Here is a 24,561-nt window from a genome sequence, read left to right on the forward strand (position 1 = left end):
TACTTATCTGGAAGGTAAAACTATCCATACAAATAAAGTCAACCTAAAAACCTTCACTTCAATAAACACTTATGTCTTAGTTACCACCTTGAAACCACGGTTTCTTAGGCTTGTTTTTGTTGTCGGACTGGTTGTGTTTATTTTTATGTTTGTTGTGCTTATTAGGATGATTCGGGTGCTTTCCAGGCTTATGTTTATCATCATTGCCAAATGCAAGCACAACGATCGCTGGATCATGATCAGACGCTCGGTAAATATCAGAATATTTCGGTAAGTCACCTGAGTACTCTGTTGTGTAATCAACATAAGTGGATTCAGGCGAGTTGATATTCCAATCGATAGCTGCAACGACGTTGTTTTCTGCCGTTTCTGCATCTGCCAAAATATAATCCAGAGTCCCTAGAGTGTCGTCGTACGAATAGCTGTATGAATTCGGATGCCATTCTCTGATAACATTTCTATAGCCAAAGGATTGTGAGAGGCTTTCAGGTTGAGCACCATCCATTTTTTGATCACCAATAAACGTATCACGAGCTGGTGTCACCGAGTAACCTTCCGGAAGCTCTGTTAACAACAAAATCGGATCTTCGCTGGCGTAAGAGTTCAAGTCACCTAGGATCAACTTGTGTCCATCAATTTTAGCTAACTCAGTACCCAAGTGTTGTGCGGCAGAAACTCGGAAATTTTCACATGAGCCCTGTCCATCTACATCTTGCTTGTTCTGCAGGTTTACATCTTCCCAGCAGGTTGAGCCCTTTGACTTGAAGTGATTAACAGACACCGTGATGGTCTCGTCAGTACCGTTGATACGGAACGTAGGAGTAATGGCATCTCTTTGATAGTTGTCAGTATCCTCACCTTCGGTCGCGTGTTGCTCCGGCATTTCAATCAGTCGGTATGTATCAAGTGTGACTTTAGCAGGTTTAAAAATCACCTGGTTAGTGATGGCATCGGTACCAACATAGTCGTAATCTTCGCTGGACACGTACGAATACTGGTTAGACTCATCTTCAATCAAAAGATTAATTTGATTAACCAGATGCGCTACAGCAGACGCTTCGCCAAAACCGTTGTTTTCAATCTCCATCAGACCAACGATATCTGCATCCATCGCGACGATGGCTTTGGCAATTTTATCACCCTGACGTTCAAACTCATCGACTGTTTCCGCACCACGGTTGTCACCATATGGGTTTTCAGCCCCGCCAAATGGTGAGTTAAAGTAGTTAAGTACGTTGAAAGTCGCGACGCGCAGGTCCCCATCGATGAGATCCGGCGTCGAGGTACGGTCATTATTGTGAATAAACGTGTCTTGCGTTGCTTCATTGGTAACGTACAGACGGAAATCACTGTATGAGTACCCCAATACGCCCTGAAGTCCGTTAATAGTGTCGTCGATGCGGATATAGTCATCACTGGTTGTTGTACCGTCTTCCATTGGAACCGCACTTTCTGTCAGAAAATCACTGTACCAAGGCACAACACCGTTAGCCGCTTTTTGGAATGACTCAATATAGATTCGGCGATCTTTATTTTCATTGTCCTTAGCTGTGGCTTCGACGGACCCCGCTACATTTTGCTGGTTCATATGTAGATTAACCCGTTCATACGATGCCATCATGTTGTAGCGGTATGCGTCGTAATCAAAGCTGAACGTTCGCGTGATATGCATATCTGCTGCTTCGTCCAGCTCAACAAGCATGCCTTCATGACGTTCCAGAGTGAAGTCGAAACTGTCATCCGTATCCAGAGTACGCAGTGGCGTTGGAGTTATCGTGATTTGGGTAGGCTCAACATTATTAACATGCGTATCAATCAGTTGAGTCCAGCCATAGCTTTCGTAAGCTTTACCCTGCACCGTAACGGTATTGCCGACCTCAATACCACTAATATCACCTCTGATGAAAATTGCATCAGAGGTATTCTCGTTACCGTCCCCATATTGATCTTGCAGGAAGAATCCTACTGGCAGGTCATTGCCTAGTGCAGACGTTTGAATCGCTGTCACGATACCTGTAACTTCGTAATACCCTTCTGATTCATAACCAGATTCAATCAGAGGTGAACTCCAGGCATCCCCCTGTATTTCCATGATGGTTGTTGCTGTCGCGTCTGGAATGGTGTTATCTACACCTTCATCCGACAAGCTTCCCAAACCGTCAAATGTATCTTTGGCGTAGCTGGTCCAGTCACTCTCATCGAATACTGTGCTCGCAGAACGTCCTATACGGCGCAGGGTGATGTCTTTTCCCCAACCACTTGTCGTTGGCACATCGCCAACAATATCAACTACATTGCCATCATTAAGAAGCGCAACTGCATCACCACCATTGTGTACCAGAGCAGAAGAAATGATAGTGGCGACATCAGCCGATAGTGACAGCTCTGCCTGACTGTTTTGTACGACCAACAGCTCTTGTGGCGCTAAAGTACCAGTCAAATTCAACATTTGTGTCGGGATTTCAGAGCCATCTTTATAGCGTGCTAACGTGTAATTAGAGAGCAGAACACTTTCCGAGCCATTGTTGTACAGCTCTATTGCTTTATTATAGCTGCCGCCTTCAACATATTCCGTAATCAAAACTTCGGCGTTGGCAACGTTAGAAAGTGCCAGACACACCGATAATGTAATCAGTGTTTTTTTCATCTTGTATCTCATCCATGTTTTATAGATTGAATGTTTAATATAGCGGAGACTTATTTGTAGTGGTTAACCGTATATTTAATATTAAATTAGCATTTAAATATGACTTTTAAGTTAATGAAATTCATAGAGATAGCTAATTAAGGAAAAGGTAATATTATTGCATTTTAATTAGTTACATTCCGTTCAGAGTGTCATTGTTAAGTTAAAATAATATGAACATTTAATTATTCTATCCACCTTAAATTCAAGACAATTAAATATAATAGAGTGTAATCGAATACATTTATTCTTCAGATTTAACGATGAATATTAATTAAAATAAAACGTAAATTTCGAGTTAGGGTCGATACAACGGAGCATCAACAAAGCACTGGTTGGGACAATATTTTAAGATTGACAGGAATAGACATAATAAATTAAAGGTTTCTGGCTCATCTATCTACGAGAAGCGTATGAGCAACCTCGAATCTTATTTTTTTATGCACTCAAGCACACATTTGGTGCAAAGATGTTTCATTTCTGTTAGCTTACGCAACAGAACGCAACAATAATTTTGCAACACATTGAGCAATCAATAATCATGCGGTAAAACAACTGACTCATTCCTGAATAAGTCCGCTCGTAACTACGCTAACAAGCTCACGTGTTTTGAAATACCAATCACAGTAAGTAAGTGATCAGAGGTAGCGTAGGAAAAATGCTGGAGAACAAGGCAAAATTTTTCGATAAATAGTTATCCTACAATCAAAAATTTTAACGCCGTTATCGAGCATTTTAACAAGCTAGAATGACCAGTTATTTACTACGATTGGTATAAGTACCATCATCAATTTGAATCGCACTCGAAAATAATTATGCACACTAGAACCAATACTCCTTTTGGCGTGACTCTCAATATCATCGGGTCAGCCCTCTTCGCCGCTATGTTCGCTTACACGTCTTTACTCGGTGAACTCGATGGAGAAGAAATTTATGGATGGCGTATTTTAATCACTTTCCCTCTTTTAACGGGTTTCATTTTGCTAAACGGCAATTGGCATCAAGTTGTGGGTATCTTTCAGCGATTATTGCAATTTAACTTAATGTTCATCTTAACTCGGTTCTTGACGTCTTTTTTAATTGGAATCCAGTTGTGGCTATTTTTGTGGGCACCCGTGAACGGCTATGGACTTGCGGTATCGCTTGGCTACTTTATTATGCCGATCACGTTAGTTTTGGTGGGACGTTTGGCATTTAACGATCAATTGTCGCGTTTTCAAAAGTTAGCGTGCTTTTTTGCCATACTGGGCATTCTCAACCAAATGGTCATCTCGCAGACATTAGCCTGGCCTACACTGGTTGTCTGCTTAGGTTACCCAATCTATTTTTGGCTAAGACAAAAAACTGAGACTAACAATATTGGTGGTGTTTGGTTCGATATGATGCTGAGCCTGCCTGTCAGTCTCTACTTTATTTTTGAAAGCGGCTACATTCTTCAAGAGATCAATGTAAGTTCTGATCTCCTGTGGTTAATTCTGGGTTTGGGATTAATCAGTACGTTAGCCCTGGCATTTCAATCTTTGTCTGCGCCGCACCTTAACCTCAGTTTGTTTGGTCTGTTGGTCTATGTTGAACCCGTTCTTTTAGTTGTGGTGGCGATTTTGTTAGGTGAGAGTATCACAGCGAAAGAGTGGCCAACGTATATAGCAATTTGGCTCGCTGTTTTTGTGCTGATGGTAGAAGGTTACTTAAGTTTGAAGAAAGCCCGGTATTAAATGGTGGGCGTAATAGATCGTAAAAACGCGTCTTGCCCACTCAACGTAATTGATATGACCTAACTGGGATTTCACGAGCATCTGTCTGTAAACACATTATTCAGATAGCGCCGGTTATTTTGTTTCCATCGTCGCCGTTAGGATTGGATCCTGCGACTCTTCTGAGTTCAAAATAGCCTGCTCTTGCTTCTCCTTTGCATGCAGTGCTTCGATAAGCTGACGGTCTAACTTCGCAAAATAGAGATCTTCTTCCGCCTTACCTTTAAGCCGAAGTTTTTCTGTAAAGTCCATGGCAGCCACCTCTCCATCATGACTATCTATTGAAAGTATAGATGAACGAATAAAAGTGGTGTCTCACGCAAAAGTGCGCTATTCGGGCATTTAATCTATTGCTCTTAGCTAATCTATCGCTCTTAACAAATCGCGACAGCTTTAATGAGCGCCCAGACACGCTGATCTCGCTGTAAGTCGAGTTCATGAAGCGATTTAACCGTTACTCTGGCGAGTAAACGTTGTTGATTAGCGAGTTCCAATACAACTAAAGCTTCACCAGATTGAATGGACTTCGATTCAATCTCGATAATCTTTGCCGGTAACCGGTTAAGTACTGTGGTGGAAACTGGTTCATCCAATGCTATCCCCACATCGCTGGCCAGAATCCGACATCGCTGGCGCTCTCCAATGTTCGCCGTTTCTCCGGGGATATGAAACGTGACATTGTCACACACCACCTCCGTCATGCCATACTTTTCGCAATGGCTTTGTACTACGGTGTCAAACACGCTGCCCATCTCTTCACCAAATAGATGACTAAACTGAGCGTCAGACATTACCTGTTGAGCACCACCACTGGCGATAATGCTGCCTTGATTAAACAACACAATATGATCGGCTAACCTTGCTAGTTCCTGTACCGAGTGAGTGACATAGATGATAGGCAGATCCCACACCCTCTGAAGACGTTCAAGGTAAGGTAAGAACTCTTCTTTTCTGGCATGGTCCAGTGCCGATAACGGCTCGTCCATCAGCAACAATTGGGGCTGTGTCAGCAAAGCACGCGCGATTGCCACTCGCTGTTTCTCTCCTCCGGAAAGTTGTGATGGATAACGATTCAACAAGTGATTGATGCCTAATAGCTGCAAAATGCTGTCACGATTAAAAAGGATCGATTGTGTCTTTACCCGCTTCTCCGCGTAAGCCAGGTTTTGATCAACGTTTAAATGCGGAAATAGACTTGGCTCCTGAAAAACGTAACCGATTCGGCGTTCAAAGGTAGGAAGAAAAACTTTTCCATCCCAGCTTTGCCACTGTTCGCTGTTGACTCGTACTTCGCCTTGTTCTACTCGGACAAGCCCCGCAATTGCTCTCAAACAAGTGGTCTTCCCACAACCTGAATGCCCAAAAAGCACGGTCACACCTCGACTGGGCAGATCTAACTCTGCCTTGAGCTGAAAGTCTTCATAGTTGATGTTCAGCTTCGCTCTTATTGAAGCTTTATTTTCAGTACTTATTACGTCTTCATTTTCAATAACTGTCGCGTTGATCATACGAGTACTCCTACTCCATTCTGGCTTTATGCAGATTGTTGAGCCAATGAATCAACAACAACGCCAGAAAAGAAAAACCGACTAATCCGGCTGATAAAATATGAGCATTTAGGAAGTCGAGTGCTTCGACATGATTGTAAATTTCGACCGACATAACCCGAGTCTGTCCCGGTATATTTCCTCCAATCATAAGCACCACGCCGAACTCGCCTAGTGTGTGGCAAAACCCCATGACAGCAGAAGATAAAACACCCGGCCATGCTAAAGGCAGAGTGACCGTCACAAACGTGTCGAATGGCGACGCTCGTAATGTTGCCGCCACTTCCATTGGTCTTTTACCAATGGCGGCGAACGCGTTCTTAAGCGGTTGGAGGACGAACGGTAGCGAGTGTATGGTGCAAGCTACCGCGATACCCGTGAAAGTGAACGGCAGTTGTTGCCAGCCCAGCTGATATAAAATTTGTCCCACACTGCCCTGCGGTCCAAGTAGTACGAGCAGGTAAAAACCGAGAACGGTCGGCGGCAGAACCAAAGGTAGCAGCAGAACAGACTCTATCACCGGCTTAAAACGCGATTTACCATGATATAACCACCAAGCTGTGGGTATGCCAATCACCAGCAGTGCGCACGTTACGACGAAAGCCAACTTCAGTGTTGTAACAATCACTAGACCATCCAATGGCATCTCCTTCACTCTTTCTTTTAGTCGGTCAAATAGCCATAACTGCGAATGATCGCTTTAGCGCGGTCGCTTTTCAGGTAAGCAATAAATTGCGTCACACTGGCTTTACTTTTCCCCAACGTCAGCGTCACTGCATCTTGCTTGATTGACTGGTAATCACTCGAAGGCACTTGCCAAACGCTCCCAGACTGAAATTCTCCTTGCTGATAAACCTGTGATTTCGCCAGCAGTCCGATTTGTGCATTACCCGTAAAAACAAATTGATAGGTCGCGTTCAACCCTTTACCGATAACCAGTTTGTTCTGCACACCTTGCCACTGTTGATGTTTCTCAAGCATCTGCTGTGCTGCCAACCCATAGGGGGCAAGCTTTGGATCAGCGATCGCAAGGTATTGAAAATTTGCCGCAAATAACTCTGATTTAACGTCAAGATTCTCAACAGGCGACCATGCCACCAAAACGCCTTGTGCGTAAGTAAAGCGGTTCTCAGCCAATTGTTGTTCCACCAGCAGTTGAGGCCGAAGTTGATCGGCTGAGAAAAATAAATCAAAAGGTGCACCGTTAACAATTTGCGCATAAAGCTGGCCCGTTGAACCAGTGCTAATTTCTACATCCTCGCTATGCAGTTGCGAGTAATCACTCGCAAGCGCTTTCATTGGACGATAGAAGTTATTTGCAACAGCAAGTGTCAGAGATTGACTGTAGCCGTTGCTCGAGAACAGCAAAGCAACAGCCAAGCAACAACTGAGGGTAGATCTATTTTTGGCCATAAAACTATCCCTCTTCCGCTAACAACTGAGACACCCACTGCTTCTGTATGTACGCTTTCGCTCTTTGTTGATGTTTTTGTTTGAGATAGGAATAGGCTTGCTCAAATGGTAATTGACCACTGGGTTTTACTGAGTGGACACGAATCAAATGAAAACCAATTTCCGTCTCAATAACTGAGCTAATCTCCATAAGATCAAGCAGTGGTAACTGCTGTGCGATTTGCGGAAAAAGTTTGGCCTCTTCACACCATCCCAGATAGCCATCATTGACTGCACTCGGGCATTCAGAATATTTCAGTGCGACTTGAGAAAAATCTCTCTCCTTTAACTCTTGCTTTGCTGTCTGAATACGAGCAAATGCAGGTTTACGGTGGTTTTCCTCAATATCGGTATTTACGGTGACCAGTATTTGACTTAGTTCCCACAGGCTTGGGCGTACAAACTTTTCCTGGTTGGCTTGATAATGTTCGAAAGCCGCTTGTTCACTAAGCTCGGGCACATCACTACTGACTTTTTCTAACACTTTATTGCAGCGAAGTTCATCCTTTAACGCCAGCCTGAGATCACTTTCTGACAACTGTTGCCCGTTAAGCGCACGATAAAATTCCTCTAAGCTTGGATACCCTTCCATTACGTCATTTATCGCCTGTTCAAGTTCATTGTCATGCACATAAGTTTGAATACCCAGACTTGAGCTTAGTACTGCCGACTGAATTCGAAAAAGCTGCTCAACCTGCGTGTTTACATCTTGTTTCTGCTGTTCACTCAACCACTGAGGATTTAATTGATATCTCTCTGTCGCCACTTTCGCAGTCAGATAGTGACGTTTATATGCTTCCATGCTGTTACTCCTATGCCTCTATTGGGCTTAATCGCGTGGCATCTAAGGTAATCGTGTGCTCTCCAAACTTAACTTCGTAGTTAACGGTTCCATCATCTAAATTTCGATAAGCTCGGTGCACTTCTATTACGTCACCTTTGGACGCAAGTGGCTCGCCAAACATGACTAAACTGCAAGTCAATTTTGCTTTATCTAAAGACCGAAACAGGCAAGGAACCCAAGGCAATGTGGCGTCAATAACTTCACTGTCTCTCACGCCAACCACTTTGTTTTCTGCTGCGATAAAAATTTGATAAATGAGCTGTGTCTGCAAAAAATAACCGTAACTACGAACGATACCGACGCTTCCGGCTTCAACGAGCAAGTCACCTTTGTCTCTGTCCTGAAAACTGCCATCATTGCGAATATTTCTCACTACTCGTACTTCGTCACCCGATTCAAAACGGGGTATTTCTGCCTGCATAAGGTTACTCCGCTTGGTCACAATCTGACTGGCATGTCGCACAGGCGCTTTGATTTACCGTAGGAAGCCTTCCGCGCGTAATTTGTCCATAGGCTATCGATAATGCACTTCGGTAATCATCGTAGTTGTCTGTGACTTTCCTTGCGTCTAAGAGCTGACGACAAAGCCTTAACAGCGGAATGTGCTTGCTCTGTACAATCTGGCTATCGTATTCAATGGCGAAGTATTCTAAAAAATCCTCCACACCCTCCAGCTGTTCGAGATCTTCAATAATCCGATGCTGCTCTCTGGTATCCATACCATTCTCTCCCGAAAGTTTTGAGATTAAGCCGTGTGTAAAATCATTGAGGTGAAACTACGCAACTGCTGAGGATCCGGGACACATTTGTAAGTTTCAGCCCAATTGACGAGTTGTGCTTTTATCAATTCACACTGTGCTGTAGTCAGCCTGATCCCCATCGCTGTATAGATTGACTCAATGGCCTGCATACCTGAGTGCTTACCCAGAACCATTTGATGGTCTCGTCCTACCAGACTTGGCTCAACACCCTGATAGTTCTTAATATCCTTGAGTAAGCCATCAACGTGGATGCCCGATTCATGCGTAAAAGCACAGTCCCCAACGATGGCCTTTTGCGGCATCAGCGGACGGCCAGAGGCGACTTGAACATAGCGACACAAACCTTCAAGCTTTAGCAAATCGACGCCAGTTTCTGCGTAATTAAGCACCTTTAGCGCAACCGCTATCTCTTCCAGCGCGGCATTACCTGCGCGCTCGCCCAAACCATTCACTGTCGTGTTAATAGAGTTTGCCCCTGCACGTATTGCCGCTAAAGAGTTCGCGGTCGCCATTCCCAAATCGTTATGTGCATGCATCTCAATCTGAAGACCCGTTTGAGCTCGTAATTCAGATATGGTCTGGTATGTAGAAAACGGGTCGAGAATACCGAGTGTGTCAGCGAAACGAACCCGGCTCGCGCCAAAAGATTCCGCCACTTCGAGTACCCGGCATAACACATCATGATCGGCGCGGGATGCGTCCTCCATTCCCACACAGACTTGCATACCGTTATCTATGGCCTGTTGAATGACGGATTCGCAAGCTCTTATCACCTGCTCCAGTGTCTTATTCAGCTTATGTTTGATTTGCTGGTGCGATACAGGTACCGAAAGATCAAGCCAATCCAGTCCAAGATCAACCGCACAATCCACATCTTCCGCTAACATCCGACACCACCCCATCGTCTTGGAATGTGTGAGACTATGGGTGATAGCCTTAATACCCTCACGCTCCCGCTCACCCATCGCCGGGATACCGACTTCAAGCTCACTGACGCCTGCAGACTCGAGCAATAGAGCAATGTTTACCTTTTCGTCGATGGTAAAGCCCACACCGGGGCTCTGTTCACCATCACGTAATGTTGTGTCATTGATAATGACATTTAACGGCTGCGCTTGCTTATCCATCGCGACACTCCTAGCCATAGACTGGAATAAATTCCGTCTCACTACCCTGTTGTGTTTCTGAGTTCCAATACGGCGACATTTCACGCAATCGTGCGACGATCGGCGGCAAATGTTCGAGCACATGATCGATATCTTCATCGGTCGTAAATCGAGACAGAGAAAATCGCAATGTACCGTGGGCCGCAGTAAACGGTATCTGCATCGCTTTCATCACATGAGACGGCTCTAGTGATCCTGAGGTACAAGCGGACCCCGACGATGCGGCAATACCAACCTGATTCATCATCAACAAAAGCGCCTCACCTTCGACATACTCCACAGCGATGTTGGTGGTATTTGGAACTCGACGTTTCGGAAAGCCCGTCACAAAGCAATTGGGAATTCGCGCAAGTAGCCCTTGTTCAAGCCGATCGCGAAGCATTTGAATTCGATGCGTTTCTGTTTCAAGTGCTACACATGCCAGTTCAGCAGCCTTACCCATTGCGATGACAGATGCTGCGTTTTCCGTGCCAGCACGTCTTCCACGCTCTTGGTGTCCACCACGTAATAACGGACGGAACTTAGTCCCACGTTTTACATATAAAGCCCCAATCCCTTTTGGCGCATGAAACTTGTGCCCCGAAATAGACAACATATCAATCGGGCAAGTTTGTACATTTACCGGGCATTTTCCTACCATTTGGACCGCGTCTACATGAACAGTCACACCAAATGATTTCGCCAGTTGAGCGACTTGTTCAATAGGAAATATCGTGCCGGTTTCATTGTTGGCCCACATGATAGAAAGTATCGAAACATTGCGACTTAAAGCCGCTTTGAGGGCAGTCATGTCGAGGCGACCTTTTTTATCCACACCTATCCAGTGAACGGTGTAGCCTTTGCGCTCCAACATCTGACAAAGTTGCAGCGTCGCCGGATGCTCAACTTGTGTGGTAATGATCTCTTTCTTATCTGGGTAGGCTTCAACCGCAGATAGAATGGCCGTAGAAGTCGATTCGGTCGCACAAGAAGTGAAAATGACTTCGCTCGCGTGTTCCGCACCAATTAACTTCTGAACTTGTTCGCGTGCTGTCTCCATCGCATGACCGACGGCGGCTCCAAGACGATGAATCGAAGAAGGATTGCCATAAAAAGTATCTAGACACGGTAACATCACTTCGAGCGCTTTAGGGTCAATACGGGTTGTCGCATTGTTATCAAGGTAAACCAGCTTATCACTGCTTAATTTGGCGTTATACGTCATAAGAGCCTTCCTTTTTAATCGTGTTCGATGCGTTTTGTTGAACTGGGAATACCGTATAAGCGTCACCCAAGGCTTGAGTGATTTTTTGTTCCAAGTTCGCCATCGTCAGGCCAGATAAGCCACATCCAACACATGCGCCGCTCATTTCAACAAAAATGATATTGTCTTCAATATCGACCAGGCTAATGTCACCGCCATCGGATTGCACCGAAGGACGAACTTGTTCAATGATGGACTCAACAATGGCGACGATCTCAGTTTCTGGCTCATCGTGTTTTTTGGATACATCAGTAATCAAACCTTGTTCTGCCATTTCTTTAAGGCAATCTTCTAATACCCACTCAATTTTTTCATGGCAAGAGGTGCATGCTCCGCCCGCCTTGGTGTAGTTGATCACTTCTTCAAGCGTGGTGAGTTTATTGGCTGCGACCACACGTTTTATCATCAAGTCATCAATAGCAAAGCACTTGCAGATTAACTCCCCTTCTTCATGATCATCTTCTAACGTTTCACCACGATAGTTAGCGACTGCCGCATGTAATGCTTCCATCCCCATTACAGAACAATGCATTTTTTCTGGCGGTAGACCATCAAGATATTGCGCGATGTCGTTATTTGTAATGCTCATGGCCTCATCAAGTGATTTACCGATGATCATCTCTGTCAGTGCGGATGACGACGCAATCGCGCTTCCACACCCGAAGGTTTGAAAACCCGCGTCTAAGATCACTTCAGTGTCAGGTTCAACTTTAAGCGTTAAACTCAATGCGTCTCCGCAACTGATTGAACCAACATCCCCACGTGCATTAGCGTCACTAACTAATTTTGCGTTTTTTGGATGAAAGAAGTGTTCCTTCACCTTTTCCGAGTAATCCCACATAGCCACTCCTTGGTTGAATATCTTTCGGTTCTTTCGATATTGTTACCGTTGCAATAACCCAACCAAGATCACAAAAAGTCACAAATATATGATTTTTAAGAAGTAAAAAATGCTCTCGATGTAACATTGGAATAAGAACGACAAAATTGTCATACCATTTGTAGGGTTTATAACAAAACAAATTGTCAGCTAAGAAACATTAAGGGGATAAAAAGGACTGACTAAAAAAGGATGAGAACTCATCCTTTTGTTATTTATGCAGAGGGTGCGGTGAACGTCTGACAGTTTTTAGGACAAACTTTGGCGCAGGACATACATCCGATACAGTCCATTTGGTCTTTCAGAGTCATCACCATCATGATTTCGTCTTCATCATAATAGTCATCATCATCATCCGTGGCCTCCTTCTCAATTAAGTCGAAGACATTTCGGGAGCACACTTTAAAACAGCGGCCACACCCTATACATTTTTGTTCATCAATCGCCTCGATAAATTGAGGTGCCCACGGTTCACCACCTCGGGTATAACTGAGTTGCGTCGTCATATTAACCATCCTTGTTTTACAATTACCATTCTTCATCCATTAGCTGAGTAAGCCTCTTTTCGGTGCCTGAGGTGTCGGGCTGCTTATTTTTCTTTAGCGCTCTGGAAAGCCATCCTGTGTGAGCGCTGTCTAACTCAGACAGGACTTCATTCAATAAAAAGTGAATGTCGCATTTCTCATTAACTTTGACTGGCTGGATATCACACTCCAACAATTGTCGTATCGCCGAAGCACCGCACGCATTACAGAATATTGCTGCGCACCCCGATAAATCTTCGATACGACTGGGTAACTTATCGTGTGCAGGGCCGCTAGTACGGTATTCAATGGCCTCCATCAGGTGCCACTCGGTGTGGTAGATGCCGTAAATCAATACACCTTTCGCAGAACCAAAGTGTTGGTCAACCGTTTGTCTATCTGACGTAGTAAAAGCAATTTTAACGCGCAGTTTTTCCTGAGTTGGCTCCGGTGGAAGATATAGCCTTCTTTTTGTCGACTTCATAACCCCTCCGTTGTTGGTAACACGTCATTTGCACCAAAACGATAGTAGCTGACGTGGGGTGTTACCTCGTCTTTGTGGTTGCGAAGCAACAAGTTGGCAAGTGCGAACAGTCGTTGACGAGCACCTTCATAGCCTGTTTGTTTGAGCTCCATATTTCCGAACTGGTCAAAACATGGATAGCCGACTCGCATAACAGGGACAACCGACTCACATACGTTGGCACAATGGCTGTTACCAATCACTAAGGTTAACTCCGGGTTGGACAGATCGATGCACGATAAGTCACCAACAATTACTTCTTGTGCTTCCATGTCTTGCAAACCCGGAACATCTAACGTCGTGACAACCTGACTAACGGTACCACCTGCCATGGTGATTAGGTCAACGTAACCACTCGCCAAGTCTGGTTCAAGTGCAATGGTGTATTGCTCGCCACTGAGCAGAAAATGGACATCGAGTAATGCATCCTGCAGGCGTTGGCGCTCACGTGTTATCCAGCCGGGCACAGCGCGACCACTTATCTCCGATAACGTCATGATAAATTGGTCGATTACGTCCAGGTTCATTGCCATCCCAAATTGGTGATAGCGAATACCGAACCTCACTTTAAGCCACCTTGCTACCTCATCGAGAGATTCGCCGAATACCAACGTGATCGCGCTGTCAGCCATCAACTCAACTTCAAGGACCGAAGTACCTCCAGTACTGGTCGCGCTGAAATCCTCCCGACCTAAATGACCGTCTAACGAAAGCGATAAGTCGGGCACAATGACAGAGTCCAATTCGAATGCTTCCACGTAGCGTTTAATCGTTTCAATATCCGCAGAAGTCATTCCTATAGAACAAAGGATATTCACTTGTTTGCGCTGTTTGTCTCGACCTGTCGGCCCTTTAACCAATTGCTTCACCACACTACGAACCGTATGCGCGTATCCAGTTTGCATGGAACCGACAAAATCCGGCGTCAGAACAGGAACAATTCTCGTATCCGAATATTGCGGGTGCTTGAGAGTGAATTCGGTAATGGTGTGATACAGGTCAGCCCCCTGCATTTCAGTTAAACCCGTGCTCATAAGTACGATCAATTCTGGCGCGTGTTTTTCACATAATACTTGTAGTGCTTCACTTACATTACCCTCTCCGCCCATAACTGCGGAAACTTGGTCAATTGCCGTGTTCTGCAATGGAATCGGCTCCCTCAAGTGTTGGATAAGGTAAACTTTAGTGAACGCACTACAACCTTGAGAGCCGTGCATCAAAGGTATGGAGCCAGCAAAACCAAGGGTCGCCAACGTAGCACCCGTTGCCGGGCTCGTCTTTAACGGCTGAGTAACCAGTGGTGAATTTTGTTTGATTGGAGTAACCATATCAGGCTCCTTTTTCAATGATGGCAGAAGTGAATGTTACGTCTTCGACGATCCAGGGAGCCTGACTTTGAACGGTTTGCCAGATGGGCGCTTCTATTGTTCTACATAGCTCTTTTGCTAACGTAAGCATGCCCTCGTAACCAGCATAGGCATGTTCCCGCTCTTGGTTAATATCTAAAAAAGGCAGCTTCGCTTTTAATGCGGTGTACATATTTCGGCCACCAGCAATCATGACATCAGCGTGATGTTGATGATAAGTATCGAGCAACAACCTGGCGCCACCTTCATCCAGCATGAGCGCGTCTTTGCCCATTATCTCCAGAATTTTATTTTTATCGGATTGTGTGGATTTACGGGTACCGGTAGCGACACACTCAATACCAAGCTCTTGCAAGGCGCTCACTACTGACCAGGACTTAACGCCACCGGTATAAAGCAGCGCTCGCTTACCACGCAACTTTTCTGCGTAGGGTACCAAAGCCGAGCGAATGCGACTTTCTTCTTCTGCAATCAACGCTTCTACTTCTTCGCTCAGTTTGGGGTCACCAAGTAAACGGGCAAATTCTCGTAGTGAATTCGATGTATCTTCGATACCGTAAAAGCTTCCTTCAAACCAAGGTATACCCCATTTTTCTTCTAGTTTTCGTGCAACATTCACTTGTGCTCGGGCACAAACGACCATGGCAGCGTCTGCACGATGCATAGTTTGTATTTGATGGAACTGAGTATCACCCGCCATACAGCACAACACTCTTAACCCTAAACGCTCAAATAATGGCGATACATGCCAAAACTCTCCGGCAATGTTGTATTCACCAATAAGAACGATATCGTGTACTAGCCGAGTTGAGTCGTGAAGCATTTTTGGTTTCGCTGGAGGCTCGGCGCTGCCCACGACGCGCTCAACCATCACATTACCGGCGATTCGGTTACCCAGGTTTTTATTACCATAAAAGCCAGCCGCATCGACAGGAATCACAGGGATGTTCCAACGCTCTGTGGCAAGAGAACAGATGGCTTCAATATCATTGCCTTCGAGAGCAGGTACGCAGGTCATATAAACAAAAACCGCAGGTGGTTGATGTTGTTTAATCAGCTGTTTTATCGCGTGTAGCAGACGTTTCTCCGCTCGCCCCATGATAACGTCCTGCTCATTGAGGTCCGTGGTGAATCCATATCGAAACAGATTACTGCCCAGAGCTCGAGTCCCGCGGTTATTCCAGCTGTTTCCGGCACAGCCAATCGGACCATGCACAATGTGCCCCACATCCGCTATGGGTAATAAACTTATCTGAGCGCCATCAAAACAACAGCCACCAGCCGTTGCTCCGGGCTTTGGTCGGCTACAACCACTTTTTTCTCCGCTGTTGTGCTCACAGGCGGGTTCATCTTGCAGTAACTTGATCTCCGATCGCTTCATGCGTCTCTCCTTGAGTTGCAACAGTTAAAGTTGAGATACCAAACACTTTGTTAGCTGCAAGCGCCATTCCACCCATAACCTATTGATTAATAAAGACACCAACAAAGATAAAAGCTGACATTGTCGTAAAGCCGACAAAAAACGCGCCGCTATTCGTGGAGAGCGACAACCAAACCGGAGCTCGCTTCCGGGTAATGTGTCAGCGTCAAACATCCCGACGCTTGTTGTGCGTACAAATAAAGATCGTAATGGCCGTAACTCTGATAGGGTTCACGACATCCCATCTCATCTTCGCTACATAACGTAATTCTCACGTTAGGGTAACGTTCAGTGAGCCGCGTTTGCTCATTCACGCCTTGCGCAATCAGCTTATCTATTTCCATACCCAGTTGTTCCAGCAGATTAGCCGTGAGCGGGAATGGCTCGTGGAAAGCGTTTACGTTATTCATAAGCGGGTTCCCCGTGATGCAGAGGAATATAAGTACCAAGCAGTTTCTGAATCCAGGGAGGTGGCGTATTTGCCAGCATAACCTGCAACTCTTCCATCACGGTTTTTGCGTCAACAGCTTGAGGGCGTTTAATTGGGTGGACGTTAGCTCTGGTCACGCGTGCCGCTGCAGGGCCGCCAATCGACAAAGTAAACAGTATCTGGCATCCCTTAATCAGCTCTACTAAATGCAGAGCACGCTCCTCGCCTTGCCACTCTCGGTTCACTTCACTGACTTGAATAAGCTGAAATTCTGTCTCGTTTACTTCGTAAATAAGAATACGAAGGCACGATCCGTAATGCCCGTTTACCATTTCACCCTGATTAGAGGTTAATGCGACAGTCAGTTTGGGACCGTCCAAAGACGCAGAAGGCGTCACCCGAGGTGGTTCAACGTCACCAAGTTCTCTACTCGTCAGTATCGTATAAGCGTGACTGATGTCTTTACGCGTTTGTTCTCCATCCAGAGATAGAATTAAAAGACGGAACGCTTTGGGAGAAATTCGCATCAGTTCTGTTTCAGTTAATGGCGCACTCACATGCTGCACCAGTAACCCTAGTAAACCACTTACGTCAATGTTAGGAAGTGATTTCGCCGCTAGCGCGATACGCAGTGCAACCGAAGGGGTAATTTCTTCGTTCATAACCTGTCCTCCTCTAAGCAGCCTGAAGTCGCTTAGCTCTTACGGTGATCGGTAACTTTGGCTTGTTCATGGGTTCGATGTAATACACCGCGCCACTCGATAGATGAACCTCTCCACCCCATTTATTTTCTTCGTCAAATTCAAAGTAAGTGATGTTTTCTTCAAGGTCTTTCTTAGCGAGGTAAAGGCTAAGTTCTCCAACCTCATTGTATTGAATCATTACGTTGGCCATGCTCTTCTCCTTTATTCAATGAGAAAGGGCTGAACTAAAGCGTGCTAACCTGTTGTGGTTTAATGCTGTCCACATGGAGCCCCCTAGTACCAGCCCTCTGTATCCAATCCTCTATGGCTTATGATTTAGCGAACCAAATCAAAACCAAGGTCGGTTTTACCAAGCGTCATGGTGTCACGGTCAAGTTTGGCTAGTACTTCATTAACCAGTGTCGTCAGGATGTACATCGCACCTTCATACCCAAGCGTTGTGCTGCGATGGAGGTGATGACGGTCGAAGATTGGGAATCCAATGCGAACCAAAGGAACTTGAAACTCTTCACCTTTCGCTTTGGTATCGCGCTCAATGAACTTACCGTAGGAGTTGCCAATTAGCAGATCCGGTTTATCGGTAAACATCAGTGAACGCAGATGCCAAAGATCTTTGCCCACTAGAATTTCTGCTCCCTGACCGTAAGGGCTGTCTGCCAACATAGACTCCAGTGCTTTACGCCAGCGTTTATTAGCGTTGTGACACAGTACATGTTTGATTTCACAGCCAAGTTCCATCAAGAACTTACACATACCAGATAAGTAATCCGGGTCACCATAAAGCGACACTTTGACACCATGTAACCAGGTATGAGAGTCGGTCATCATGTCTACCAAACGGCCTCGCTCTGTACTCAATGACTCAGGGATCGGTTGTCCAGTGAGCTCAGAAACTTTCATTAAGAAATTGTCTGTCCACTCTAAGCCCATCGGAATATCCAGCGCTGGCACATCTTGTTTCCAGGTCGTTTCGACAAATTTTTTCGTTTTTGGTAACTGTGTTGGAGTGAGAAGCAGCGTGGCTTTTGCGTTAGGCGCGCGCTTAACTTCATCGACTTTGGTACCACCCGCGTACATGCGATATTCACCATCTGCCGGGGTGTCTAAAACCTCTGAAGGATCAGAAAGCATCTGATAATCGACACCCATCTCACCCAACATACGGTGAATAACGCGGTAATTACCTAAATAGGTTTCAAAGCCAGGGACAATATTGAGAGCGTTGGTTGAACCTGGTGTATAGGTTTCGCCGCTGTTCACAGTAAAGTAACGTAATACCCCCTCTAACATTCCATCCCAACCATTGGTGTGGCTGCCGACGAAACTTGGTGTATGAGCAAATGGTGTCGGCACAGAAGCAGGTAGGTAACCGCCCTCTTTCGCATTACCAATAAAGGCATTTAAGTCATCACCAATAACCTCGGCCATACATGTGGTCGATACCGCAATCATCTCTGGTTTATACAGGGCATAAGCATTTTGCAGACCATAAAACATATTGTTTTGGCCACCAAATACGGCTGCATCTTCCGTCATCGAGTCAGACACACAGGCAACAGGTTCTTTAAAATGTCGGTTAAAATACGTTCTAAAATACGCCACGCAACCTTGTGAACCATGGACATAAGGCAACGTTTTTTCAAAGCCGAGTGCACACAATACAGAACCAAGGGGCTGACACGCTTTCGCTGGGTCGATGGTGATGTGTTTACGATTAAAGTTGAGCTCTTGGTATTCCTTCGTCGTAGTCCATTCAAACACTTCTTTCACTTTGTTTGCTTCAACAGCTTCCTCAAAGTTACTGCGTTTATTCGCGAGCAACTCTTGGTATTCTGGCTCTTGAAACAGTGAATAACCCGCTTTGATCTCTTCAATATTCTGAGTCATAGTTTCTCTCCTACCGTGCCACTAATCTGTGAACGCCGGTTCGGTTAATACAATTGGAAATCCCTTCCCACATTAGCGTTAAGTGCTTTAAGCTGTTTTCGCTAACTCAACAGCATCTTGGCTTTTCCAAGGAGCGGTTAGGTTGCTCCAACATGGGTTATTGATTGTCATATCCATATCGCGAGCAAAGATCGCGAAACCATCCACGCCGTGGTAAGGACCTGAGTAGTCCCAGCTGTGCATCTGACGGAATGGAAAGCCCATTTTCTGGAATATGTACTTCTCTTTGATACCCGAGCCGATGAGATCAGGTTTCAGACGTTTCACATACTCTTCAAGCTCATAAGAACTCGCGTCATCGAACAATAAGGTGGCGTCTTTCATTTCCGGTGTGGTTTTGACGTAGTCATCGTTGTGCGCAAACTCATAACCTGCACCGACGATTTCCATACCCAAATCTTCATAGGCTCCGATAATATGACGAGGTCGCAGACCACCGACGTAAAGCATCACTTGTTTGCCTTCAAGACGAGGGCGATACTTCTCAATTACTGCGTTCCATTGCTCTCGGTAACGGGCAATAACTTCTTCGGTTTGTTGCTGGATTTTTTCATCAAACAACGCTGCAATCTTGCGCATGGATTCTTCAATCTTGGTCGGGCCAAATAAGTTGTACTCAATCCAAGGAATGCCGTGTTTTTCTTCCATGTAACGAACGATATAGTTCATAGAACGGTAACAGTGCACTAAGTTGAGTTTTACTTTTGGCGTATTTTCTAGCTCTGGTAACGTACCGTCGCCAGACCACTGAGCAACAACTCGAAGCCCCATGTCTTCCAGGATGATGCGAGATGACCAGGCGTCCCCACCGATGTTGTAGTCACCAATAATCGCGACGTCGTAGTCGGTCGATTTAAACTCTTTATCAGCCGAACCGTCGAGAACATAATCACGCAACGTATCATTCGCGATATGGTGACCAAGTGACTGGGAAACACCTCGGAAACCTTCACAGCGAACCGGAACGATTGTCTTGCCTATCTCTTGCGATTTCGTTTTGGCTACCGCTTCGATATCGTCACCAATAAGACCAACCGGGCATTCAGATTGAATACTGATGCCTTTAACCAGCGGGAAAAGTGTCTCGATTTCATCAATCGCGGAAGCCAATTTTTTATCGCCGCCAAAGACAATATCGCGCTCTTGAAAGTCTGTGGTGAAGTTTAACGTGCCAAAACTATCGACACCTGTCGTACCCGAGTAATAGTTTCGGCGACCAGCTCGTGAATATTGACCACAACCAACAGGACCATGCGAGATATGAATCATATCTTTGATCGGTCCCCAAACCACACCCTTGGAGCCAGCATACGCACAACCACGTACTGTCATAACACCAGGTAAGGTTTTACGGTTTGAAGTAATGCATTTACTGCTGTCTGCTGAGCTGTCGTTAACCGCGACATGCTTTTTACGGTCAGCTCTGGCGACTTCCGGATACACCTCCAGCACTTCATCGATAAGCGCTTGAGTTTGCTCTTTATTCATCGTCATAATTTGTCCTTATCCATTAGGATTCAATGTAACGCTCGAGAGTTTTAACGCTTGATTAAGCAGCCTCTTCCTCATCAGCCGTCTTACCGATGATTGATTCATCTTCGACTTCCATGATGCCGAATTCCATAAGCAGATCTTCAAGCTCATCCATGGTGCATGGCTCAGGGATAACGAATTTTTGGTTTTCGATAACTTTCTTAGCGAGAGTGCGGTATTCGTCCGCTTGGTTACATTTAGGATCGTATTCGATAACGGTCATACGACGAATCTCTGCACGTTGTACGATGTTGTCACGAGGAACGAAGTGAATCATTTGAGTACCGATCTTAGCTGCCAGAGCCATGATTAACTCATCTTCACGGTCAGTGTTACGAGAGTTACAGATTAAGCCCGCAAGACGAACATTACCTGACGTCGCATATTTACAGATACCTTTAGAAATGTTGTTCGCAGCGTACATCGCCATCATTTCGCCTGAAACAACGATGTAGATTTCTTCCGCTTTGTTTTCGCGAATTGGCATCGCAAAACCACCACATACAACGTCACCCAGTACGTCGTAGAATACGAAGTCCAAGTCTTCCTCGTAAGCTCCTTCTTCTTCCAAAAAGTTGATGGCCGTGATAACACCGCGACCCGCACAGCCAACACCTGGCTCTGGACCGCCTGACTCAACACAACGAACATCGCCGTAACCGATTTTAAGTACATCTTCTAGTTCGATGTCTTCAACCGTTCCCGCTTCAGCCGCCATCTCCATGATGGTATTCTGTGCTTTGGAGTGTAGAATCAATCGGGTTGAGTCGGCTTTAGGGTCACAGCCAATGATCATGACTTTCTTCCCTGCTTCAGCAAGCGCCGCTACTAAGTTTTGAGTTGTAGTGGATTTACCGATACCACCTTTACCGTAAATTGCACATTGACGAATTGCCATGGTCTATCTCCTTTTTAATTTAGACTCATGACCGTTGTTGCGAAATGCATACCAATCATAAAAAATAAAATATTTCAATAACTTACGTATAATTTCCTGTATGTAAGAAAAAACAAACAACTGACATTGTTTGTTTTAGTACAAGATTTGTTTGTCGTGATTGAATGACTGAACAGGTTGGAAAAAGAAAAGGGTAACAGAAGACGACTGTTACCCTTGGTGTTCCTATGGGTGCGCTAATTCCCCAATAAAGAATGCAGAGAAGAACCCTCGTCAGCGCTGCTGTTGAACAACGCACTCAACGCCTGTACTTCCTGAGCGCTTGGCTCATCTTTCGTCAGTTTATATAACGAGGTAACTTTGTTTTCGACGACTGCCGCCATTCCTTTTATGGATGAATCATCGCGGCAAATGAGCTTATCAGCAGATGACGAACTCGGTAATAGTCGTTCAATTTTCATCTGTAGCTCATTAATCTCCATCGGTGAACGAATACGATATAAATAGCCGCCATCTACTTTTTGTCTGGCGACGTATCCAACATCACCTATTAAAATAGCGTCTTTGACCAATACGGTAGCACTGGTCTGATAGTCATAAGGCTTTATATCTACAGGGGTGTATTTAAACTCAGGTTGACCAGACAAAGTATCCGTTCGCGAATCAACCAGAGCGCAAGGCTTACTTAACGGGCCTGTAATTTCATTCCAGTGAATAGGAACAAACAGCTCGCCTGGCTTCATAGTGTCACTGGTAACAACCTTAACAACACACTCACCGTTGTTATTGAACACAACCACCATTTCGTGATTAGAAAGGTCATACTGCATCGCTGTTTGAGGATGGATCAAAACATAAGGTTCACTTGCATGCTCAGCTAAACGACTTGATAGCCCCGTTCGCGTCATGGTGTGCCATTGATCCCGACTCCGACCCGTATTCAAAACTAACGGGTACACTTTCGTTGTTGATGCTTGCGGCGGTGTATGTTTTACCGCGATAAAGTTAGCACGATGATCCTCGGTAAAGAATTGTTGATCAGCAAACATTCTCTGATTCACCACCTGATGTTGTTGATGTTCTACCGGCCACTGCTGGGGAGTAAGCGAGTTGTATTCGGAATCAGTAATCTCAACAAGGCCAGCTAAATTGAGGTCTCGTTGTCTAGCCTTTTTACTTCCGTAGGCTGCGTTACCTAAGGTCGTAAGTTGAGCATACTCGCGGAAGATTTCTCCCTCATGTAAGTAATCAAACGCTTCTTTAAAGCCAATTCGTTGTGCGACTTGAGAGATAATCCACCAGTCCGGTTTGGCCATTCCTGGACTGGCTAACAGTCGGCGTTGTCGTGAGATTCGACGTTCGGAGTTGGTCACAGTGCCCGATTTTTCACTCCAACCTTGCGCAGGTAGCAGGATATCAGCGTAAGGCGTCGTCGCCGTGTTCTCAACGCAATCCGAAACCACCACCAAAGGACAGTTTTCCAAAGCTTGTTTAATTTTGTCGCTATCAGGAAGGCTCACAACCGGGTTTGTCGCCATGATCCACACCGCTTTAATTTCGCCACGGTGAATGGCATCAAACATATCAATGGCTTTGAGGCCTGGTTTTTTCGCTAATGTGTCGGTTTGCCAAAAAGCTTCAACACGATCAATATCATCAGGATGAAATTCCATGTGTGCAGCCAGTGTATTCGCCAGAGCACCAACCTCGCGACCTCCCATCGCATTGGGTTGTCCGGTAACAGAGAAAGGGCCAGAGCCTTCTTTCCCAATCTTTCCCGTCGCTAAGTGGCAATTTATGATGCTGTTTACTTTGTCGGATCCCTGAGAGGACTGGTTCACCCCTTGCGAGTAAATCGTGATGACTTTTTCTGTTTGAGAAAAGCATTCATAGAATTTCTGAAGCGAAGCCAAATCAATGCCCGTCACCTCGCTTACCTCGGAGCCGTTTAGTGCAGACTGGTATGCCTCACTAAAACCGTTTGTCGCTGCGCTAATAAAAGCGTGATCAACTAGATTATGCTCATCAAGGTGTACCAATAAGCCATTAAACAGCGCGACGTCTGAGCCAGGATTAATCGCTAGATGTAGGTCTGCAATCTCGCAGGATTCATTACGGCGTGGGTCGATGACTATCACTTTTAGATTGGAGTTGGTCTGTTTAGCGGCTCTCAACCGTTGAAATAGTACCGGATGACACCAGGCCAGGTTAGAGCCAACCAAGATAACCAAGTCAGTTTTCTCAAGATCCTCATAGCAAACGGGAACGGTATCCATTCCGAAAGCACGCTTGTGTCCGACAACCGTAGACGCCATGCACAAGCGAGAATTACTGTCGATATTCGCGGTACCAAGAAAACCTTTTATGAGTTTATTCGCGACGTAATAGTCTTCTGTTAACAGTTGTCCAGAAACATAGAACGCCACAGAATCCGGACCAAATTGTTCTATCGTATCCGAGAAACCTTTTGCTACGCGGGAAAGAGCCTCGTCCCACTCTGTATCACACCAATCACCCGCTTTTGTTTTCAGTTTGGGAGCCAGTAAGCGGCCGTCATGAATGACGGTGTCGCCCAAAGCAATGCCTTTAGTACATAATTTTCCGTAATTCGAGGGGTGCTCCTTATCGCCACGGACTTCTAGCAGTCCATTAGACATAGGTCTGGCTTCAATACCGCACCCGACGCCACAATAAGCACACGTTGATTTAATCCATCCTTCGCTCATACCCACTAGTCTCCAAATTTCCTTTTAGGAACCTAGGAGCAAAATCCATTCCAAATACCACTAATTTATGATTTTCAATTTTTTATTGTTTTATTTCATAACCTTAATTTATCACCTAACCCTAAAGTGGTAGAGGGTAATTCCCCTTAAAACTAC

Annotated in this window: 23 protein-coding genes; 1 reads left to right on the forward strand and 22 read right to left on the reverse strand. The window is 45.4% G+C overall.

Going from position 1 to position 24,561, the window contains the following annotated elements; translation table 11 throughout:
* Positions 1-76 precede the first annotated feature (76 nt).
* Positions 77-2,647 carry an ExeM/NucH family extracellular endonuclease gene (locus L9Q40_RS10885; RefSeq protein WP_498793288.1) on the reverse strand — a complete coding sequence of 857 codons (2,571 nt, stop codon included), beginning with the start codon at positions 2,645-2,647 and terminating at the stop codon, positions 77-79.
* An 854-nt stretch (positions 2,648-3,501) separates the two neighbouring features.
* On the opposite strand from L9Q40_RS10885, the gene rarD reads away from it, so the two are divergent.
* Entirely contained in the window at positions 3,502-4,401 is a 900-nt protein-coding gene (gene rarD / locus L9Q40_RS10890) for an EamA family transporter RarD (RefSeq protein WP_065298776.1), read from the forward strand.
* A gap of 114 nt (positions 4,402-4,515) precedes the next feature.
* On the opposite strand, the gene L9Q40_RS10895 is transcribed toward rarD, so the two are convergent.
* The 21 genes from L9Q40_RS10895 to L9Q40_RS10995 form a co-directional block, all read right to left on the reverse strand.
* Positions 4,516-4,692 (reverse strand): hypothetical protein, encoded by a 177-nt coding sequence (locus L9Q40_RS10895; RefSeq protein WP_498793289.1) that lies wholly within the window; start codon positions 4,690-4,692, stop codon positions 4,516-4,518.
* Positions 4,693-4,814: 122 nt separating this feature from the next.
* Entirely contained in the window at positions 4,815-5,948 is a 1,134-nt protein-coding gene (modC, locus tag L9Q40_RS10900; protein ID WP_498793290.1) for a molybdenum ABC transporter ATP-binding protein, read from the reverse strand.
* A gap of 10 nt (positions 5,949-5,958) precedes the next feature.
* Positions 5,959-6,627: a molybdate ABC transporter permease subunit gene (gene modB / locus L9Q40_RS10905; protein ID WP_498793291.1), complete on the reverse strand. Its 669-nt coding sequence runs from the start codon at positions 6,625-6,627 to the stop codon at positions 5,959-5,961.
* 23 nt (positions 6,628-6,650) lie between these two features.
* On the reverse strand, positions 6,651-7,400 hold the full coding sequence (gene modA, locus L9Q40_RS10910) for a molybdate ABC transporter substrate-binding protein (protein WP_498793292.1): 750 nt from the start codon (positions 7,398-7,400) through the stop codon (positions 6,651-6,653).
* 4 nt (positions 7,401-7,404) lie between these two features.
* Complete coding sequence (locus L9Q40_RS10915) at positions 7,405-8,241, reverse strand: peptidylprolyl isomerase (RefSeq protein WP_498793293.1); 837 nt, start codon at positions 8,239-8,241, stop codon at positions 7,405-7,407.
* Positions 8,242-8,251: 10 nt separating this feature from the next.
* Positions 8,252-8,704, reverse strand: coding sequence for a nitrogen fixation protein NifZ (locus L9Q40_RS10920; RefSeq protein WP_065298780.1), 453 nt, complete (start codon positions 8,702-8,704; stop codon positions 8,252-8,254).
* A gap of 4 nt (positions 8,705-8,708) precedes the next feature.
* The gene (locus L9Q40_RS10925; RefSeq protein ID WP_239947135.1) at positions 8,709-9,002 is read right to left on the reverse strand and encodes a nitrogenase-stabilizing/protective protein NifW; all 294 of its coding nucleotides are present in this window, start codon (positions 9,000-9,002) and stop codon (positions 8,709-8,711) included.
* 26 nt (positions 9,003-9,028) lie between these two features.
* Complete coding sequence (gene nifV / locus L9Q40_RS10930; protein WP_014234013.1) at positions 9,029-10,171, reverse strand: homocitrate synthase; 1,143 nt, start codon at positions 10,169-10,171, stop codon at positions 9,029-9,031.
* Between the two features lie 10 nt (positions 10,172-10,181).
* Positions 10,182-11,414: a cysteine desulfurase NifS gene (gene nifS, locus L9Q40_RS10935; RefSeq protein WP_498793294.1), complete on the reverse strand. Its 1,233-nt coding sequence runs from the start codon at positions 11,412-11,414 to the stop codon at positions 10,182-10,184.
* The gene (gene nifU / locus L9Q40_RS10940; protein ID WP_498793295.1) at positions 11,404-12,294 is read right to left on the reverse strand and encodes a Fe-S cluster assembly protein NifU; all 891 of its coding nucleotides are present in this window, start codon (positions 12,292-12,294) and stop codon (positions 11,404-11,406) included. The genes nifS and nifU overlap by 11 nt, the downstream gene beginning before the upstream one ends.
* A gap of 254 nt (positions 12,295-12,548) precedes the next feature.
* Complete coding sequence (fdxB, locus tag L9Q40_RS10945) at positions 12,549-12,839, reverse strand: ferredoxin III, nif-specific (protein ID WP_014234010.1); 291 nt, start codon at positions 12,837-12,839, stop codon at positions 12,549-12,551.
* A gap of 22 nt (positions 12,840-12,861) precedes the next feature.
* Complete coding sequence (locus L9Q40_RS10950) at positions 12,862-13,341, reverse strand: NifB/NifX family molybdenum-iron cluster-binding protein (protein WP_014234009.1); 480 nt, start codon at positions 13,339-13,341, stop codon at positions 12,862-12,864.
* Positions 13,338-14,708 (reverse strand): nitrogenase iron-molybdenum cofactor biosynthesis protein NifN, encoded by a 1,371-nt coding sequence (nifN, locus tag L9Q40_RS10955; RefSeq protein WP_498793296.1) that lies wholly within the window; start codon positions 14,706-14,708, stop codon positions 13,338-13,340. Before nifN ends, L9Q40_RS10950 begins: the two co-directional genes overlap by 4 nt.
* 1 nt (position 14,709) lies before the next feature.
* Entirely contained in the window at positions 14,710-16,128 is a 1,419-nt protein-coding gene (gene nifE / locus L9Q40_RS10960) for a nitrogenase iron-molybdenum cofactor biosynthesis protein NifE (protein ID WP_372379035.1), read from the reverse strand.
* A gap of 149 nt (positions 16,129-16,277) precedes the next feature.
* On the reverse strand, positions 16,278-16,577 hold the full coding sequence (locus L9Q40_RS10965) for a DUF6129 family protein (RefSeq protein ID WP_020333812.1): 300 nt from the start codon (positions 16,575-16,577) through the stop codon (positions 16,278-16,280).
* The gene (locus L9Q40_RS10970) at positions 16,570-17,259 is read right to left on the reverse strand and encodes a NifB/NifX family molybdenum-iron cluster-binding protein (RefSeq protein ID WP_498793297.1); all 690 of its coding nucleotides are present in this window, start codon (positions 17,257-17,259) and stop codon (positions 16,570-16,572) included. The genes L9Q40_RS10965 and L9Q40_RS10970 overlap by 8 nt, the downstream gene beginning before the upstream one ends.
* Before the next feature lie 13 nt (positions 17,260-17,272).
* Positions 17,273-17,491: a putative nitrogen fixation protein NifT gene (gene nifT, locus L9Q40_RS10975; protein WP_498793298.1), complete on the reverse strand. Its 219-nt coding sequence runs from the start codon at positions 17,489-17,491 to the stop codon at positions 17,273-17,275.
* A 125-nt stretch (positions 17,492-17,616) separates the two neighbouring features.
* Positions 17,617-19,188: a nitrogenase molybdenum-iron protein subunit beta gene (gene nifK / locus L9Q40_RS10980; protein WP_498793299.1), complete on the reverse strand. Its 1,572-nt coding sequence runs from the start codon at positions 19,186-19,188 to the stop codon at positions 17,617-17,619.
* Positions 19,189-19,275: 87 nt separating this feature from the next.
* Positions 19,276-20,742 carry a nitrogenase molybdenum-iron protein alpha chain gene (nifD, locus tag L9Q40_RS10985; RefSeq protein WP_498793300.1) on the reverse strand — a complete coding sequence of 489 codons (1,467 nt, stop codon included), beginning with the start codon at positions 20,740-20,742 and terminating at the stop codon, positions 19,276-19,278.
* Between the two features lie 55 nt (positions 20,743-20,797).
* Positions 20,798-21,679 carry a nitrogenase iron protein gene (gene nifH, locus L9Q40_RS10990; protein ID WP_014234002.1) on the reverse strand — a complete coding sequence of 294 codons (882 nt, stop codon included), beginning with the start codon at positions 21,677-21,679 and terminating at the stop codon, positions 20,798-20,800.
* 236 nt (positions 21,680-21,915) lie between these two features.
* Positions 21,916-24,405, reverse strand: a complete 2,490-nt coding sequence (locus L9Q40_RS10995) for a molybdopterin oxidoreductase family protein (protein WP_498793301.1) — start codon at positions 24,403-24,405, stop codon at positions 21,916-21,918.
* Between the last annotated feature and the right edge of the window lie 156 nt (positions 24,406-24,561).

This window comes from Allocatenococcus thiocycli, assembly GCF_921292965.1.
Classification (GTDB): Bacteria; Pseudomonadota; Gammaproteobacteria; order Enterobacterales; family Vibrionaceae; genus Vibrio; species Vibrio natriegens.

Bases quoted from the DNA above. Each gene is read 5' to 3' on its own strand.
- L9Q40_RS10885 (WP_498793288.1), bottom strand. From the start codon at position 2,647: ATGAAAAAAACACTGATTACATTATCGGTGTGTCTGGCACTTTCTAAC.
- rarD (WP_065298776.1), top strand. From the start codon at position 3,502: ATGCACACTAGAACCAATACTCCTTTTGGCGTGACTCTCAATATCATC.
- L9Q40_RS10895 (WP_498793289.1), bottom strand. From the start codon at position 4,692: ATGGACTTTACAGAAAAACTTCGGCTTAAAGGTAAGGCGGAAGAAGAT.
- modC (WP_498793290.1), bottom strand. From the start codon at position 5,948: ATGATCAACGCGACAGTTATTGAAAATGAAGACGTAATAAGTACTGAA.
- modA (WP_498793292.1), bottom strand. From the start codon at position 7,400: ATGGCCAAAAATAGATCTACCCTCAGTTGTTGCTTGGCTGTTGCTTTG.
- L9Q40_RS10915 (WP_498793293.1), bottom strand. From the start codon at position 8,241: ATGGAAGCATATAAACGTCACTATCTGACTGCGAAAGTGGCGACAGAG.
- L9Q40_RS10920 (WP_065298780.1), bottom strand. From the start codon at position 8,704: ATGCAGGCAGAAATACCCCGTTTTGAATCGGGTGACGAAGTACGAGTA.
- L9Q40_RS10925 (WP_239947135.1), bottom strand. From the start codon at position 9,002: ATGGATACCAGAGAGCAGCATCGGATTATTGAAGATCTCGAACAGCTG.
- nifV (WP_014234013.1), bottom strand. From the start codon at position 10,171: ATGGATAAGCAAGCGCAGCCGTTAAATGTCATTATCAATGACACAACA.
- nifS (WP_498793294.1), bottom strand. From the start codon at position 11,414: ATGACGTATAACGCCAAATTAAGCAGTGATAAGCTGGTTTACCTTGAT.
- nifU (WP_498793295.1), bottom strand. From the start codon at position 12,294: ATGTGGGATTACTCGGAAAAGGTGAAGGAACACTTCTTTCATCCAAAA.
- fdxB (WP_014234010.1), bottom strand. From the start codon at position 12,839: ATGACGACGCAACTCAGTTATACCCGAGGTGGTGAACCGTGGGCACCT.
- L9Q40_RS10950 (WP_014234009.1), bottom strand. From the start codon at position 13,341: ATGAAGTCGACAAAAAGAAGGCTATATCTTCCACCGGAGCCAACTCAG.
- nifN (WP_498793296.1), bottom strand. From the start codon at position 14,708: ATGGTTACTCCAATCAAACAAAATTCACCACTGGTTACTCAGCCGTTA.
- nifE (WP_372379035.1), bottom strand. From the start codon at position 16,128: ATGAAGCGATCGGAGATCAAGTTACTGCAAGATGAACCCGCCTGTGAG.
- L9Q40_RS10965 (WP_020333812.1), bottom strand. From the start codon at position 16,577: ATGAATAACGTAAACGCTTTCCACGAGCCATTCCCGCTCACGGCTAAT.
- L9Q40_RS10970 (WP_498793297.1), bottom strand. From the start codon at position 17,259: ATGAACGAAGAAATTACCCCTTCGGTTGCACTGCGTATCGCGCTAGCG.
- nifT (WP_498793298.1), bottom strand. From the start codon at position 17,491: ATGGCCAACGTAATGATTCAATACAATGAGGTTGGAGAACTTAGCCTT.
- nifK (WP_498793299.1), bottom strand. From the start codon at position 19,188: ATGACTCAGAATATTGAAGAGATCAAAGCGGGTTATTCACTGTTTCAA.
- nifD (WP_498793300.1), bottom strand. From the start codon at position 20,742: ATGACGATGAATAAAGAGCAAACTCAAGCGCTTATCGATGAAGTGCTG.
- nifH (WP_014234002.1), bottom strand. From the start codon at position 21,679: ATGGCAATTCGTCAATGTGCAATTTACGGTAAAGGTGGTATCGGTAAA.
- L9Q40_RS10995 (WP_498793301.1), bottom strand. From the start codon at position 24,405: ATGAGCGAAGGATGGATTAAATCAACGTGTGCTTATTGTGGCGTCGGG.